The 15,403-nt window shown below is 52.0% G+C and carries 13 protein-coding genes; 6 read left to right on the top strand and 7 right to left on the bottom strand.

The genetic code is table 11. The annotated features are described in order from the left end of the window. Nucleotides 1–51 precede the first annotated feature (51 nt). Nucleotides 52–1,308, top strand: a complete 1,257-nt coding sequence (locus PV433_RS26910) for a DUF1501 domain-containing protein (RefSeq protein WP_332075112.1) — start codon at nt 52–54, stop codon at nt 1,306–1,308. 112 nt (nt 1,309–1,420) lie between these two features. Here the strand turns inward: PV433_RS26910 and PV433_RS26905 are convergent, their stop codons facing one another. Beyond that, nucleotides 1,421–1,732: a hypothetical protein gene (locus tag PV433_RS26905; RefSeq protein WP_332075111.1), complete on the bottom strand. Its 312-nt coding sequence runs from the start codon at nt 1,730–1,732 to the stop codon at nt 1,421–1,423. Nucleotides 1,733–1,972: 240 nt separating this feature from the next. Between PV433_RS26905 and PV433_RS26900 the strand changes: the two genes are divergently transcribed. Continuing rightward, entirely contained in the window at nt 1,973–2,116 is a 144-nt protein-coding gene (locus tag PV433_RS26900; RefSeq protein WP_190931366.1) for a hypothetical protein, read from the top strand. 238 nt (nt 2,117–2,354) lie between these two features. Here the strand turns inward: PV433_RS26900 and PV433_RS26895 are convergent, their stop codons facing one another. The 3 genes from PV433_RS26895 to PV433_RS26885 form a co-directional block, all read right to left on the bottom strand. Further along, nucleotides 2,355–3,728 carry a sensor histidine kinase gene (locus PV433_RS26895; RefSeq protein WP_317891302.1) on the bottom strand — a complete coding sequence of 458 codons (1,374 nt, stop codon included), beginning with the start codon at nt 3,726–3,728 and terminating at the stop codon, nt 2,355–2,357. Beyond that, nucleotides 3,725–4,417 carry a response regulator transcription factor gene (locus PV433_RS26890; RefSeq protein WP_190931365.1) on the bottom strand — a complete coding sequence of 231 codons (693 nt, stop codon included), beginning with the start codon at nt 4,415–4,417 and terminating at the stop codon, nt 3,725–3,727. The genes PV433_RS26895 and PV433_RS26890 overlap by 4 nt, the downstream gene beginning before the upstream one ends. Nucleotides 4,418–4,503: 86 nt before the next feature. Further along, entirely contained in the window at nt 4,504–5,430 is a 927-nt protein-coding gene (locus PV433_RS26885; protein WP_332075110.1) for a hypothetical protein, read from the bottom strand. 380 nt (nt 5,431–5,810) lie between these two features. Here PV433_RS26885 and PV433_RS26880 point away from each other — a divergent pair, with 380 nt between their 5' ends. The 4 genes from PV433_RS26880 (at nt 5,811) to PV433_RS26865 (ending at nt 11,863) form a co-directional block, all read left to right on the top strand. Beyond that, nucleotides 5,811–7,421 carry an extracellular solute-binding protein gene (locus PV433_RS26880; protein ID WP_332075109.1) on the top strand — a complete coding sequence of 537 codons (1,611 nt, stop codon included), beginning with the start codon at nt 5,811–5,813 and terminating at the stop codon, nt 7,419–7,421. 235 nt (nt 7,422–7,656) lie between these two features. Next, a complete protein-coding gene (locus tag PV433_RS26875; RefSeq protein ID WP_332075108.1) occupies nt 7,657–8,622 on the top strand; it encodes an ABC transporter permease in 966 nt (321 codons plus the stop codon). Beyond that, a complete protein-coding gene (locus PV433_RS26870) occupies nt 8,616–9,491 on the top strand; it encodes a carbohydrate ABC transporter permease (RefSeq protein WP_332075107.1) in 876 nt (291 codons plus the stop codon). The genes PV433_RS26875 and PV433_RS26870 overlap by 7 nt, the downstream gene beginning before the upstream one ends. 71 nt (nt 9,492–9,562) lie before the next feature. Beyond that, nucleotides 9,563–11,863, top strand: coding sequence for a helix-turn-helix domain-containing protein (locus tag PV433_RS26865; protein ID WP_332075106.1), 2,301 nt, complete (start codon nt 9,563–9,565; stop codon nt 11,861–11,863). 391 nt (nt 11,864–12,254) lie between these two features. Here the strand turns inward: PV433_RS26865 and PV433_RS26860 are convergent, their stop codons facing one another. The 3 genes from PV433_RS26860 to PV433_RS26855 all read right to left on the bottom strand — a co-directional run bounded on the left by PV433_RS26860 (nt 12,255) and on the right by PV433_RS26855 (nt 15,128). Then, nucleotides 12,255–13,121 carry an amidohydrolase family protein gene (locus tag PV433_RS26860; RefSeq protein ID WP_332075105.1) on the bottom strand — a complete coding sequence of 289 codons (867 nt, stop codon included), beginning with the start codon at nt 13,119–13,121 and terminating at the stop codon, nt 12,255–12,257. A 35-nt stretch (nt 13,122–13,156) separates the two neighbouring features. After that, a complete protein-coding gene (locus tag PV433_RS34230; RefSeq protein ID WP_442951581.1) occupies nt 13,157–13,378 on the bottom strand; it encodes an N-acetylmuramoyl-L-alanine amidase in 222 nt (73 codons plus the stop codon). Nucleotides 13,379–13,448: 70 nt separating this feature from the next. Further along, the gene (locus PV433_RS26855; protein ID WP_332075104.1) at nt 13,449–15,128 is read right to left on the bottom strand and encodes a hypothetical protein; all 1,680 of its coding nucleotides are present in this window, start codon (nt 15,126–15,128) and stop codon (nt 13,449–13,451) included. Nucleotides 15,129–15,403 lie beyond the last annotated feature (275 nt).

The following is a 15,403-nucleotide window of genomic DNA, read 5'->3' as shown; positions in this document are numbered from 1 at the left end:
CGGTTAGCATGTTGCAAATCCAAAGGGGAGCCTAAGAAGGAGGCGATAATCATGAAAATGTCCAGAAGGGAATTTATCGTGAGAGGATCGGCTCTGTTCGCCACGCTCGGACTGGGAGGACCGCTGCTGTTCTCCCCGTCCGGCGAAGCGCAGGTCCAGGATGAAAGTAAAGAGGGGGGCGGCGGAACGGCAGAATCTACCGTGCTGGTCGTTATTCAGTTGTCCGGCGGCAACGACGGTATCAATACGCTTATCCCGTACGGTCAGGGCGTATACTACGATTCCCGCTCGACGCTCGCTCTGAAGGAGAGCGAGGTGCTGCATCTCGACGGGAAGTCCGGGCTTCATCCGAGTCTGCAAGGACTGCACCGGATGTACGAGGCCGGGAAGCTGGCGATCGTCCAGGGCGTCGGATATCCGAATCCCGACCGATCCCATTTCCGTTCGATGGATATCTGGCAAACGGCTGAGCCGGACAAGTTCATTAAGGAAGGCTGGCTCGGCCGTTACGTCGAATCGTCGCTCGGCGGCAACCGCAATCCGCTAAAGGCGATTCAGATCGGAAATATCGCCAATAAGGCGTTCGAGTCGGCTACCGTTAACGCGCCGGTCATCCAATCGATCGAATCATACCAATTGCTGCTCGACCCCAAAGCGCCGAAGATTGAATTTAACCGGCTCGCCCAGTCGTTTCTCGATATGTACGATCCGAAGCGCCAAGGGGTTCATCTGCAGGTCGCCTGCCGGAGAGGCGCGGAAGCTTACGAAAGCGTAGTGGCGATCCAAGAACTCGCATCGGCTTACAAACACAAAGTGGAGTATCCGAAAACGGCAATCGCCAAAGATTTGAAGGTGGCCGCCCAACTGCTCGCCGGAGGGTCCGGCACCCGCGTTTTCTACACGCAGCTAGGCGGCTTCGATGATCACGCGGACGAGAAGGAGCAGCATGCTAAGCTGCTCCAGGAGCTGGACGAGGCGGTTACCAGCTTTTACTCCGATCTGGAGGAGCAAGGTCTCGCGGGCAAGGTGGTTACACTCGCGTTCTCCGAGTTCGGACGCCGGGTGAAGGAGAACGGAAGCGGCGGCACCGATCATGGCACGGCGGGACCGGTATTCGTCATGGGAGGCGGGGTGAAGGGCGGGATGTACGGCGTATATCCGAGCCTGGAACGACTCGATGCCCACGGGGATTTGAAGCACGAGGTCGATTTCCGCTCAGTGTATTATACGCTCGTAGACCGCTGGCTGCAGGGAGATGCGAAAAGCACGCTTGGCAAGTCGTACGAGACGCTCGGATTTTTGGCGTAAGCGGCGGACAAGCAAAAGGAGCACCGGCGAGAATGGTGCTCCTTTTTTGTGTATGCAAATGGTTAACACTCCATGGTACAGCGCAGTAGCGAAACGATTGCGTCTTGCAATCTTACAGCCAGTCCTCGCATTCCTCGGTCCAATTGCCGGGGGTCAGGACAGGCTTGCGAAGAAATACGCTCGGCACATGCTTGTTATAATCGCTGATCCGGTTATTAATCGTGTTGAGCCGTTCGGCGAAATCTTCGGGGAGCGCGTGTGCGGTCTCGGCCAGCAGTTGCTCCAGTCCGGCGCGAATGTCATGCTGCAGCTTCAGCCATAGCGGAAAATCGCAGGCATTTTTGCATTCGGTATAAAATGGATCGAAATCGTTCGTATCGGCGGTACGCTGCGGTTGATATTGAAGATCGGTTAAGGCTTCCATCCGGATCCCTCCTCATACACATAAGAACTTCCGCGGTTGATTTCATTATAACCCGCCGGCTGCCGTCCGAACGATTCCCGGTATGGCGAATTAAAGACAACTTTATGTCCGATCTATGAAATGATGGTTATGCGGCTTTAAAGTGATTTATGCCCTGGACGTTCAGCCCTGACCCGACTGTGTATAGCACCGCCTCCGGCAGTGCATCCTAACGGGTGGAACGGCAGGAGGTGAATTCCATTGGCGAGCGAACATGTCAAGCAGCAGGCGCAGAAAATTGTCGAGAGCTGCGGCAAGCTGCAAAATATGACGACCGATGAAGCGATACGCAACGAATTATCGAAAATCAAGCAATGCTGCCAGTCGATCGAAAGCCAGATCTGACCGCCGAGGCGGTTTGACGTCGATCAGACGGAGGATGCTAGACGGCGAAAGATGACTGACGGAAGACGACAAAGACGAAAGACCAAAGACGAAGAAGCCCGCGGGACATGTGTCCCCCGGGTTTTTTCGTAATATAATTGCATCCTCTGCATAAAGGTGGTGGGAAAGTAACAAATAAGGGTGGTTTGACACGCTAACACGAAGCTTGCCAACCGAAGCTCGCCACATGACGGCCCGTCTAACCGAAAGTGACCCGGAACTCCACGCCTTCCGCCGTATTAACGGCCGTAACGGAAGCTTGATGCAGATCGGCGATCCTTTTCACGATGGCGAGTCCGAGTCCGAATTCGCCGTGTTGGCCCTTGCGGAATTCTCCGAACAATCCGGCCAGCAAGTCCGGCTCGATTGGAGGGCCGTCGTTGCGGACCTTGAACAATCCTCCCCCGCCCCCCGGTCCGACGGCTTCGGTCGATACCGAGATGCCGGAAGCGGCATAGCGGATCTGATTATCCAGCATATTTTCCAGCGCGATCGTCCACTGCTCCCTGTCCCCCCGCACGGTAAGCGGATCAAGCTGCAACGACCATTCCAGCTCCGGCCGCTTCCAGCGAAGACGGTCGACGACCTCCTCCGCCAAACGGTCGAGACGGACCGTTTCCAGCCGCACCTGTTTCTGAGTCGACAAGTAGTCCAGCTTGGTCAGATAAAGCAGTGAGCGAATCCGCTTCTCCAGCCGTTCCGCCTCCTGATCGATCACGTCGACCGACGTCTGCAGGTCGCCCTTCGGGTAGATGCCGTCCTGAATCGACTGCGCATAGCTGCGAATGACCATGACCGGCGTTTTCAGCTCATGAGAAATATGCTGTAAAAACGACTGCTTCGTCTCGTCCTGCCGGAGAAGCTGCCGGCGGGTTTGCTCCATGGAGACCGCGAGCCGGCCGATTTCGTCTTTGCGGTCCAGTTCGATCGGCTCTTTCCAGTTCCGGTCGGCGATATGTTTGACGTAGCTTTCGAGCTTTACGAGCGGGCGCGACAAATATTTGGCCAGCCACAACGCCGGAATCCAGCTGAACAGCATAATCAGCCCAAGGATGAGGAAAAGCCGGAACGACAGCTCGCGGACAAGCTTGTTGCGGTGAGCGTCCCACATGTACGACATGACGTATAGCTTCGTTCCCCTGTACGATTCGGAACGGATGACATAAAACAAATTCTCGTTATTCAGCGCATGCGAGTAACGCTGGATCTGCGACGTCTGCGACCGGGCTTCGGCAATCAGCTGCTGGCGGAAATCGGCGGTCAGCGTCGCGAGGTTCGGCGCCATTTTGCCGTCGTCGGTGATTAGCACATGCCGGACGGTGCGGATATTGAGCTGCTGCTGGTCGCGCTCGACCGTATTCGAGCCTTCGAGCCACCGGTCCGCCAAGCGGTCCTGCTGCCTTCCCGCAAATAAAGAGTTTTGAGCGTCTTCGATCGTATTGTAAATTTCTCTTGTAAAAAAATCGCCGAGGAACAGCGGGATCACGACCAGAATGAGCAGCGTAATTCCCGACGTAATGCCGGCGATGACGAGCCAGATTTGTACAAACAGCGGCTTGTTTTTCAAGTTCACAGCTGCACCATCCTGTACCCGTATCCGTATATCGTCTCGAGACGAAGCTCGGGCAGCTTTTTGCGGATTCGGCGGACGAGGTCGTCGACGACCCGGTCGGTGCCAAAATAGTCCTCGCCCCAAACCTGGTTCAGCAGCTGTTCGCGGGCGAACGCTTGTCCCGGGTTGCGGGCCATGAACAGGACGAAGTCGAACTCTTTGGACGTCAACTCGATATTTTCGTCCCGGAGGTAGACCAGTCTTCTGCTCTCGTCGATCCGGTAAGGGGCGATCTCGATTGCGCTTCCGATAACCGGCTGCGCACGGGATTGGGGCAGAGGCAGACTGTAAATGCGCTCAAGCAGCTTACGCGTCCGGATCACCAGTTCCCTCGGCAAAAACGGCTTTGCCAAATAGTCGTCACTGCCCATCTCCAGCCCGATGACCCGATCGAGATCCGCGTCCCTCGCCGATATGAAAATAACGGGAATACCCGGGGAATCGGCCTTAATCGCGCGTATAAGCTGGAACCCGTCCAGATCGGGGAGCATGATATCCAAAATCCACAGGTGAGGTCTCAGGGGAATGGCGGCAAGAGCGTCTTCCCCGTTGTAGAAGCTGTGTACGTGCCAGCCTTCCTTTTGCAAATAGGTGGTGAGCACCTGGTTCAAGTTCTGTTCGTCCTCTACGAGATGGATGCGGAACGACATGGGGAACCTTCTCCTTCCGGGCGTTGGCTGCTTTCATTATAACATGGAAAAGGGACGCTTTCGGGCGTCCCCACTCCTAATCGGACTTACAGCAATGAGACCGACGCCCCGCCGGATTTAGGCGCTTTCCAGCTTTGTGTCTGAGCTTCGCTTTGGCTGCCGCTGCCGTTTTGCGAGCCGGCTTTGCTGCGTTCCTTCATTTTTGGCGCTTGCGGCTGAACCTGCTGGCCGGTTGCTTTCGTTTTCAACTCCGCCACCTTGGCGGCAAGCTGTGTATTGGACTGCTTCAAATCTTCAAGCAGCTTCGCCAGCGCCGTACGGATGCCGTCGGCATTATCCGCCTTGATCGCGTCGGTCAGCTCCTGGCGGTTAGCCCGCGAAGCTTGCGCAGCGGCGGGGTCTCCCTCAAGCACCGTGCCCGGAACGATTTTTTTGATGTCTTTGCCCAAAGACATCGCTCCGTCCTTCATCTGCTCGCGAAGCTGCTCCTTGGTTAATTCGCCGCTTTCGAGCTTTTGTTTGAGCTCGTCCTGTTTGGCCTTGATTTGCTCCTTCAGCTCGTCCTGTTTGGCTTTCATCTGCTCTTTCAGTTCGTCTCGTTGCGCTTGCAAAGCGTCGTGTACGCCTTGATCCTGAAGCAGAGTTTTCAGCTCCTGATTGAGCGTTCCCTGCTCCGTCAAAGCCGCCTTCCAGCTGTCCAGCGTATCCGGCGCATATTTCTCTGCCAGCAGCTCCATATATTTATGCTGATTCACAGAATCGCCGCCGATCAAATGTTTGCCGCCTTTCTGGATCGCGAAGCCTTCGTGACCGAAGCCGCCGCGTCCTTTGCCGAAGTTCATCGAGTCCTTACCGCGCGGCTTGGCCGGAGCCGTGCTGTTCGTCCCGGGCGTTGAACCGGAAGAATCGGATTGGCCGTTCTGCTCGGCGGCGTATGCGGCTGCCGGAATAAGCAAGGCTAGTGCCAGTGTAGCGGGAAGTATCGTCTTTTTCCAGTTTGTCAACAGTTTCATTGTCGTTCCTCCTTGTAGTTCGTATAGGTGTTCCGTAGACTACACTTACAGCATACAGGCAAATTGAGGGAGAAAAATGAAAAGATTGTGGGAAATTGTGAAAAGAAAAAAGCGAGCCTGCCCGGCCGGTTTTGCTTGCGGCATTTGCTTATTTTCTACCTTTTTAGCATTTTCCACTTCCTGAAATGCCTACTGCTGAAACGGTTTTGAGGTTTTCGCAAGGAGAGTGGCGAAAAAACGAACGATGTTGAAAACGCTTTATTTACTACCGGCGAAAGCGCTCTATAATGGGGGATATGCGACCGAAGTTGCATACAGGGGGAAGCAGGAACTACCGATAACGGGTTCCGAAGCCATGTTAAAAAGGAGGAGTCGGGTATATGGCGGGAATGAAAAAAGCTCCGCTTGTGCTGGCGATGTCGCTGGCCGCATCGATCGTAGCGGGGTGTGGAGGCAAAACCGAGGAAGTTAAGCAGCCGGCGGCAGGGGGAACGGCGGAGCCGAAGCCAAACGCGGCGGCAGCCGATTACGGGGATACCGGGGGAATCAAGCTGCCGATCGTCAGTACGCCAACTACGCTGACGTGGATGCTGGTCAGCGATAATCCGAACTTGGGCGATTCGATGGTCGTGAAAGAAATCGAGAAACGTACGGGCATTAAATTGGATATTCAGGCGTATTCAGCCCAGACGTTTAAAGACAAGCTGAAGGTCGTGGTCGCTTCCGGCAAGCTTCCGGATATTTTCCACGGACAGACGCAGGCGGAAATTAATAAGATGGGCGGTCAGGGAGCGCTGACGCCGATCAACTCCTACTTGAATCAGCTGCCTAACTTCAAGAAGCTGTATGTCGATACGGCGGAGAACAACTGGATCATGAAATCGTGGTCGGACGAGAAAAACAATATGTATTCTTGGCCGATCTACGGGCTCAACCGTGACGTCAACCACGGCTTCCTGTACCGCAAAGATATTTTCGACAAGATCAACATTAAAGAGTGGACGAATACGGACGAGTTTTACGCAGCGCTTAAGCAGTTGAAGGCGGCTTATCCGCAGTCTTACCCGTACGCCTCGAAGACGAAGGAAAACATATTCCGCGACTGGGCCTACGGCTGGGGCATCGGCGGCTCGGGCAGCCCGGCCTATTACGACGAGAAGGCGAAAACATGGAAGCTTGCGTTCACGTCGCCCGAATACAAAAATATGATCGACTTCATGAAGAAGCTGTATGACGAAGGACTGATGGACCCTGAATTTATAACCGATACCGACGCTTCCTGGACGGCCAAAATGACGACGAATAACAAGTCGTTCGTAACGTTCGACTGGATCGGACGTCTGGATGCGTTCGCGAACCAGGTCAAGTCGCAAATTCCGGAATACAACCTGCGTTACGGTAATCCGGTCGGACCTACTGGCAATATCCGCAGCCTGCCGAAAATAAGCAACTTCGGCATCGTCGTGCCAAACGGCAAAAACAAAGAAATCGCCCTGAAGCTGCTCGACTATTTGACCAGCCCGTCGGGATCGTCGCTTGTCACAATGGGCATCGAGGGCCAAACGTTTAATCTGGCGAACGGCAAGCCGGTATATCCCGAGCTGAAAGATGTGGCCAATGTCGACATCAAGGCGCTCGAATCGAAATACGGCATGTGGCTGGAAGGGATGTACCTGCGTCCGGACAAACGGAGCGTATACTACAACTTCACGGAGAAGGAGCAGGAAGCGCAGGACAAAATCGTCAAGGCGAAAAAATTCGAAGCGGCCGATCCGGAGCTGAAGTTTACGGACGAGGAAACGAAAACGCTCGCGGAGCTCCGGGTTGCTCTCGACAAGGCGGCAAACGAGTTCAGCACGAAGTATGTCATGAAAAAAGAATTCGGCGAAGCGCAGTGGAACGAATGGCTGCAAACGGCGGAAAAGCTCGGCGCGAAAAAGTTTATCGACGCCTACAATGCCGCGCAGAAACGGTACGACGAGACGAAGTAAGAGCAATTCTGCTGCGCTGACCGTTCGAAGGATTTCAAGTCGAGACGTTTCGGTCCGAAGCGGCGGCTTGCGCTTAGCAGAACGGCATGCTTTTCAATGAAATCAGATACAGTCGGTCAGCGGCACCCGGATGGCGGCAATCGCCGGTTATAAGGTCAGACTTCGATCATGTTTCTTTCCATGCTCTGACTTTGTACGAATCCGGGTGTCCTGTTCTTGACCTGGGAGGAAGCCCATGCAAACGACACAGCCCGAGCTGGCTAGAGGGCGGAAGCAGAGCGCCCGGCACTCCCGGCTCGTTTCGGCTTGGCGGCATATGAAACGGGACCGGCAGCTCCTGATCTTATTTATTCCTTGCATCGTGTTTTACGCGTTGTTCCGGTACGGCCCGCTGTACGGACTTATCATCGCTTTTAAAGATTACAACGTCTATCAGGGCATACTCGGCAGCGAGTGGGTGGGACTGGAGCATTTCCAGAAGTTTTTTCACAGCCCCGACTTCTGGCTCTTGTTCAAAAACACGTTCCTGCTTGGCGTGTTCACGCTTTTCTGGGCATTTCCGTTCCCGATCCTGTTCGCGGTGATGCTGAACGAGGTGCGGAGCGTCAAATTCAAAAAGACAGTGCAAACGTTCAGCTATTTGCCGGCGTTTCTGTCCGTCGTCATTGTCAGCTCGATGATTATCGACTTTTTGTCCCCGACGCACGGCCTCGTTAACGAAGCACTAAAGGCGCTGGGACTGGAAGCGAAATATTTCCTCGCCGCTCCCGAATGGTTCCGGAGCATCTACGTCTCGTCCGAAATCTGGCAGCATATGGGCTACGAAGCGATCATCTACCTCGCGGCCATCGCCAGCATCGATCCGACGCTGTACGAAGCGGCGCGGGTGGATGGAGCAAGCCGGTTCCAGATGATGCGCTACATTACGATTCCGAGCATCATGCCGACCATACTGATCATGTTCATTATCAAATCGGGCTCGATGTTCCGGATCGGCTACGAGAAGGTGCTGCTGCTGTATAATCCGATGACCTACGAGGTGGCGGACGTATTCTCTACCTACGTCTACCGCAAAGGGCTGCTCGAGACGAACTACAGCTACGCGGCGGCGGTAGGGCTGTTCGAATCGGTGATCGCCCTGATCATGCTGCTGCTGTCGAATCGGATCAGCAAGCGGGCGGGAGGTCGGGGATTATGGTAAAAGGGGGAGCGCTAAGGCAGCGGTTTACGCCGTTTGATGCGGTGCTGGTCGTTGTATTAAGTCTTGTGGCGATCGTTACGGTATACCCGGTGCTGTTCATCGTGGCCGTCTCCTTTAGCGATACGGCGTACATCGTGCAAAACAAAGTGTTTTTGTGGCCGAAAGGGTTTAATATCGAGGCGTATAGGCAAATACTGGAAAACCCGAAAATTCCTCGCGCGTATTGGAATACGATCGTGTATACGGGGCTCGGGACGCTGATCAATTTGCTAATGACAGCCATCGCGGCATATCCTTTATCGAGACCCACCTTTTTCGGCAGAAAATGGTTTATGATCGCGATCGTGTTGACGATGTTTTTGACCGGGGGGATTATTCCGACTTATCTGATCGTGCAGAAGCTGCATCTGATCGATACGATGTGGGCGATCCTGCTGCCGAACGCCATTTGGACGATCGAGCTGTTGATCCTCAAAAGCTTCTTCGAATCGATGTCTCCGAGCTTGCGGGAATCGGCGGTTATCGACGGAGCCTCGGAATACCGCATTTTGGGCAGCATTATGATTCCGCTTTCGAAGCCGGCGCTTGCTTCCATCGGTTTGTTTTATTTTATGGGTCACTGGAACAGCTTCTTTATCCCGATGATTTATTTGAACGACACGTCGCTGTATCCGCTCCAGGTTGTGCTGCGCGACATGCTGTTTTTCGATACGGCACGCGAGACGGGGTTGATCGACCAGGCGACGCTCACGCCCCAGGCGTTAAAAAACGCGACGATTTTTATCTCCATGATTCCGGTGCTCCTCATCTATCCGTTCGCCCAGCGATATTTTGCCAAAGGGATCATGCTCGGCTCGGAGAAGGGATAACCGAGCTGCTGTCGAATATAGCGGAGAAGACGACGACTCGGGTTATCCCCGCGTAGGAATGGGGTGGCGCTTTGACCAAGCTCAGGATGATGAGAGTCAACAAAGGGCTTCTACAAATCTTCTTAGCGCTGCTGCTTGTAGGGACGATCATGTTCGTATCCAACTATCTGGTATACAAAAATTCGCTCTCCGGAATCTACAATCAGGTCAGTGAAAACAACAAGCTGGTTGTTAAAAATATGATCCGCGTGTTCGACGACAGCTTCAAAGATATTAACGAACTTATATATGCGATCCAACTGCTCCCGTACAACGCCTGGGAGGCGGAAGGCGAAGGCGCGCTGTCCATGCCGGATGCGTATATGACCTATACGAATATTAGGCTGCTGCTCTCCCCGATCGAATATATCGAGGAAGTGATCGTTTACCATCCAAGCTCGGATCTCGCGATCACGGCCGCCGGCACGATCCGGCTGTCGGAGTTGATCCGCAACGCCTACGGCAATTCGACTTACAGCGCCGACTACTGGAAGCTCCAGGCGAACGCCAAACATCCGCTGCGGGTATATCCGGCCGGCTGGTACGAGGATTCCGGACAATTCGGAGGAATGCGGCAGAAGCTCATTCCGGTGCTCGGCAGCAATCAGACGTCCAATATGAACGTCCTGATTTTTCTGAACAACGAGAAGCTGATGCAGCATGTCAACCAGCAGGCGATGATGCAGGGCACGTCGCTGATCGTAATGGATCAGGACCGCAATATCGTGCTGAATACAGAGGACAATTGGGATCTGGTCGACATGCTGGGCGAGCTTAGCAGCGGAACCAAGCCGGAGGAGACGCTGACAAATAAAGATTACGAGTACAACTTGTTCAAGTCCGACTATAACGGGTTTTTGTACATTAATAAATCGCCGTACCGGTTTGCCAATATGGAAGCGGTCACGGAAGTGAACCGGAACATTATGGCCGTGGCAATCGCCTGCGCGATTGTGCTGTCGGTGCTGCTCAGCTTTTATTTGTACCGGCCGGTGCGCAGCATCGTCAAGCTGGTCGGTCTGAGGGACCAGCGCGAAGCAGGCGCCGATTATCGGATTATCCGCACTGGTATAGCGAAAATTCAGGAGGAAAACGTCCTGATCAAATCGCAGATGGATGTGTTTCTTGCAGAAATGCGCAAATCCGCCTTTTACAGCGCGCTTCTGGACGATTCTCCTTCCCGGGAAACCGAGCTGAGAATGCAGCAATATTTTGCGGAGTTTTATAAGGAGCCGAGTTTTGTGCTTGCCGTTATCGATCTTCGGAGGATAGGAGAGCGGGGGCAGGCGGAATCGATGAGGCTGGAGGAGAAAGCGAAACGTTTGGAAAACGGGCTGCGCTTAGCTTTACGGAGGAGCGTTTGCGTATTCCCGATGACTGGACGCAGGCTGGTGGCGGTAATCGGACTCGCAGACGGAGCATCCCGCGATGCAGCGGTGAGGCAGTTGTCCAGCTTCGCTACGAAGGCGCAGCCGGATTGGTTGGGGGAAGATACAGCCGAGGCGGCGGTTTGTTGTGTCAGCCGCTTGTACGTTTCGGAGGCAGGCAACGTGCATAAAGCGTATCGCGAAGCGGAGGATGGCTTTTTATACCGCAACGTCCATTTGGACCGTCCGGTAATTGACGTTCAGACGATTCGTTATACGTGGAGGGTGCACGTCCCGTTATACGATATCGAGAAGGCGGCGCATTATCTTGTGACAGGAAATGAGACCGAATGCTGCCGGATGCTGAGCGACATTTTTGCGTGCAACGCGGAAAAGGAAATCCACTACCATCAGCTCGTGCCCGTTGCCAAAACGATGTTTTACAGGATGCTAAAATTGATGGAGACGGGGGAGGCGGAAACGTCCGAGATCATCGCCCTGGAGGCCGACTTTAACCGCAAGCTGCAATACTCCTATCGGCAGGAAGACATCCAAAAGGCGCTAATCGGAGCGGTTAAATTCATAGCGTCCAAAGCGAACCACGGCCCCAAAAGCAAACTCGACGCCGCATCCGTCGCCCAATATATCGAGCAGCATTACAGCGAAAACCTCCATCTCGACCATATGGCGGAGAAGCTGGAGACGACCCCGAAATATTTTTCCAACTACTTCAAAAAAACGTTCGGCATCAATTTTGTCGAATACGTAAACAAAGTTCGCCTGTCCCATGCGAAAGAGATGTTGAAGCACACCGATCTGCCCGTAGCCGACATTGGAGAGAAAACCGGCTATCTGAACTCCTCCACGTTTACGAGCACGTTCAAAAAGTATTACGGCATCTCTCCGAGCGAATACCGCCGCAACAAGCAGACTGATCCAGTCCCTTTGCAAAAAGCGAAGCAATGAACACTAATGTATACGACCACGAGGCCGGAGTTCGTTCCGGTCTTTAATTAAAACACCCATTGCATAGGGTCAACTTGTGATTTGTAAATTGTAAAAACGTGCTCACAAAGGAGATATCCATGCCAGCCTTCCAGCATGAAGAAGTAACAATGAAAGAGATGCAAGACGCTATGGCCTCAGGCGCCGGGAATGCCACGGTTGAAAGCAGTGGTAAAATAAAAAGTCCGGCCCCTGGCAGCCGAATTGGTACACCCGAAACAGCTCCGACATAGCCGACGCTTCTTCGAGGCCGATCCGGTCCGCCAGTTCGCGGCCGAACAAAAAATGAGTGCAGATGTTGGCGTCGGGCTTTCGGCTCCTTTAACCTGATGAGGCGTTTACCCGTATCGCATCAGGATAACGGAACGAGCTTCAAGGCGTTGCCTGAGTATATTTTGGCAAGAACGTCATCCGGCAGATTGAGCGACCCAAGCACTTCCTGATGAACGTTATCGAAATAGTCGCGGCCGTACAAGATGCGGTCCTGGAATTCAAGTATAAACTCTCTCGCGAATTCCGGATCACGGCTGAACGCTCTCGCTCCCGAGCCTGCAGATATATCGCAGTACAGGTTCGGGTATTTGCGCAGCATTTCGCCAACCTTGCCGCCCGGCTGGACTTTTCCCGTCGGATAGGCGACTTTGTCGTACTGGTCGTCGCCGGATATGTGTGCCCAGAAACCGGGAGCATGGCCAAGGAAATACGTGTCCGGACAAGCCTTGACAGCACGCTCGAAGGTGTCGATGCCGCCGCCGTACCACCAGTTCGGACGGGGATACGCTGGCCCTGCAGCGAACTCGTAGTCGATATGTACCGTAACCGGCAGCCCTTTCTCCCCGCAGAAACGGAATAGCCGGATCGCGTCCGGATTGTCGTACATCATGCGCAGCTTGATCTCGCCATATACGCGGACGCCGTACAGCCGAATCGCATGATCGAGTTTGTCGATCGCATCAGGACGGCGCGGATCGGGCGCGTAGCCTAAAATGAATTTGTCCGGATACTGCTCCGCATACCGGACGCAGCGGCGGAACGATATCGGGCCGTCTGGCAGCGATGCGTCGGGGACCTGTTTTTTGTATGTCGGGCTGTATTCGTCATCCGGGCATTCCCAGCTAAGCAGCCAGGTTTTGTCGATGTTGTATTGCTTCATATTGTCCAAATACCGTTCGATATCATACCCATACCAGTCCGGATGATTATGGCAGTCGATAATCATGGATCGTAACCTCGCTTTATCGGTGGTGGTGTTCCTTACCCACACATATTGTACAGACTAAATACAGATGCGGTTTGAAGCAGATTGAAGCGGCCATGCAAAGCGTTAAGCCCTGCTGCGCCTTGCTTATTTGTCCAGCTTGTACGAGTTGATAATTCAACAAATTTGTCGCTCTCACGTGTTAAATGGGCATCAATACCATGAGCCTTTAAGATGTTGACAATACGCTTGCTAATATCAAGCGTTAAGTTAAAAATGTTTTACATATATAACCAACCATTCATTTAATAAAATTGTATTGCAAATTATGCATTTTACTAATCCTGATTAAGCAATAAAAATCTTGTTAGCTACTATGAAGTTTGCAGCATCAACGTTGTTGTTAGAAGCTTCATTGCTTTTAACAGTCGCACTTCTGTTCGTTGTTAATACTGCAACATTAAAGAACCCGTAGCTGCTAGTAGAGTATAAATATTTGCCCGTCCAAGACGCCATATTGACGCTAGACTCAACAAATAGATTTACATTGCCAAACATGGAGTCGCCCCGAACAATGGCCGATGACCCAGACACAGTTACATTCGACAATCTAATATTTACAGCTGGCGAATATGTTGCGAACTTTGGCTCAACTAAAGGTGAATTAACTACTATACTGCCGCCACCGTTAAAGGTAATGTTATTGCAACCAACCATAAATCTATTGCTTATAGTTAAAGTGACACCGGCGTTAATAGTGAAAATAATGTTCTGAATATGATTCAGTACCGAGAAATCATAACTTGCTGAAATAGTTAAGTTGCTGGTTAAGTTAATTACACCATTCCAGTTAGAACCAAGTATCCGAATAGCCTCTACCAAATCAGATATACTCTGCACAGCGTTATTGGCACCAAAAGCGTTACTGGCACCCAAACCTATACCCTTATTTCCTGGACGTGATGTGTCCATATAGATTGGTAGCTTAACAACATTCTCACCTTGCAATCCTACTTGTTTAATATTTCGTAAGTCAGACACATAGAATCCATTTATTGCTTTATATGTTGGCACATTAGATATTTTGAGAAACGCTGTGTTAGTGTACTGGTCGTAAGGAACACCATCTAATAGATTAAACAGTGAATTATCTCTATAGTACGATGAACCCTGTAAGTGTACATAATGACCCTTATCGCTAGACATACCGCAACTGTAAATAACTGACGTACCTGAACGTAATTGCATGCTGCGGATGTTACCCCAGTTGTATACATCTAACTTGCAGTTGTAGACAATCCAATCATGCATCATAATATCATTCGGGCCTTCGATATGTGGTGTAAATATCGAAATGCGGCCGCCAAATAGCATATACGGTGCACCCCACCCCTCTGTTACTGTGTCATAGATAGATACGTCAGCATTTACTGCTGTGAGCGCTGAAGTTAAACCCTGCTTAGATACCGGTAATGCACTATGACTGTAAACTAAACCGTCTGTTACAGAACTAGCTGCTGTAGATACTTGTCTATTAATATAACCTTCTCTAATAACTACTGAACCAGTTGATCCACCCAAGTAAAGTCCTTGATTGTGCGCTAAGATACGTGGTCTGTTGAATACTAAATTCCAAGCTGTGCAGCAAGTAATGCCTACTTTAGGAGACAGATCGTCTGGATTATAGTCACCCCACGACGCTTGATTCTGAGGCCTAGCCCATGAACCAAGCGTTCCGATCGCTACATTAATATTTCCAGACTCAGTACCAAATGCGTTAAGGCCGATCCTTGTTTTGCGTCTGGTAACTAAGTTAAATCTGTACTCACAGCCACGCACCATAGAGTGCGTGTTAATATTTGCTGAGTAGTCGAAGAACTCTGTACTGTCTGAAATCAACACCCAACTATTGTTTACATACTTGAACATCGGTGTGTACAGTGCAGCTACCTCTAAGTTATCGCCATCGTAGAATAATGTGGCTCTATTTTTTTGAGTAACTACCTCTGGTCTTGCAAAATAATTCAAGTTACCTTCACAGGTTATAGTGCCTTTACACGGTAGACGCAGCGGGTTTGTATAGCGGTAGCATCCGCGAGGAAAGTGAAATGTCAATGATGGTATTGCATGTTGTAAGGCATTAGGGTCTGTTGTTCCGACTTCTGGATTGAAGTGGTATAATGCTACATAGAAACTAGACAGCAAAAAAGGAGTTTCTTAGTTGTATGTCGACCAGCAGACGCAAGTTTACACCCGAAGAAAAGGCGCGCATTGTCCTGGAAATTCTCAAGGAAGAAAAGTCG

The organism is Paenibacillus sp. GYB004, from assembly GCF_036577605.1.
GTDB classification, from domain to species: domain Bacteria; phylum Bacillota; class Bacilli; order Paenibacillales; family NBRC-103111; genus Paenibacillus_AB; species Paenibacillus_AB oceani.
This window is presented reverse-complemented; position numbering and strand designations above follow the sequence as displayed.

Bases quoted from the DNA above. Each gene is read 5' to 3' on its own strand.
- PV433_RS26910 (WP_332075112.1), top strand. From the start codon at position 52: ATGAAAATGTCCAGAAGGGAATTTATCGTGAGAGGATCGGCTCTGTTC.
- PV433_RS26905 (WP_332075111.1), bottom strand. From the start codon at position 1,732: ATGGAAGCCTTAACCGATCTTCAATATCAACCGCAGCGTACCGCCGAT.
- PV433_RS26890 (WP_190931365.1), bottom strand. From the start codon at position 4,417: ATGTCGTTCCGCATCCATCTCGTAGAGGACGAACAGAACTTGAACCAG.
- PV433_RS26885 (WP_332075110.1), bottom strand. From the start codon at position 5,430: ATGAAACTGTTGACAAACTGGAAAAAGACGATACTTCCCGCTACACTG.
- PV433_RS26880 (WP_332075109.1), top strand. From the start codon at position 5,811: ATGGCGGGAATGAAAAAAGCTCCGCTTGTGCTGGCGATGTCGCTGGCC.
- PV433_RS26875 (WP_332075108.1), top strand. From the start codon at position 7,657: ATGCAAACGACACAGCCCGAGCTGGCTAGAGGGCGGAAGCAGAGCGCC.
- PV433_RS26870 (WP_332075107.1), top strand. From the start codon at position 8,616: ATGGTAAAAGGGGGAGCGCTAAGGCAGCGGTTTACGCCGTTTGATGCG.
- PV433_RS26860 (WP_332075105.1), bottom strand. From the start codon at position 13,121: ATGATTATCGACTGCCATAATCATCCGGACTGGTATGGGTATGATATC.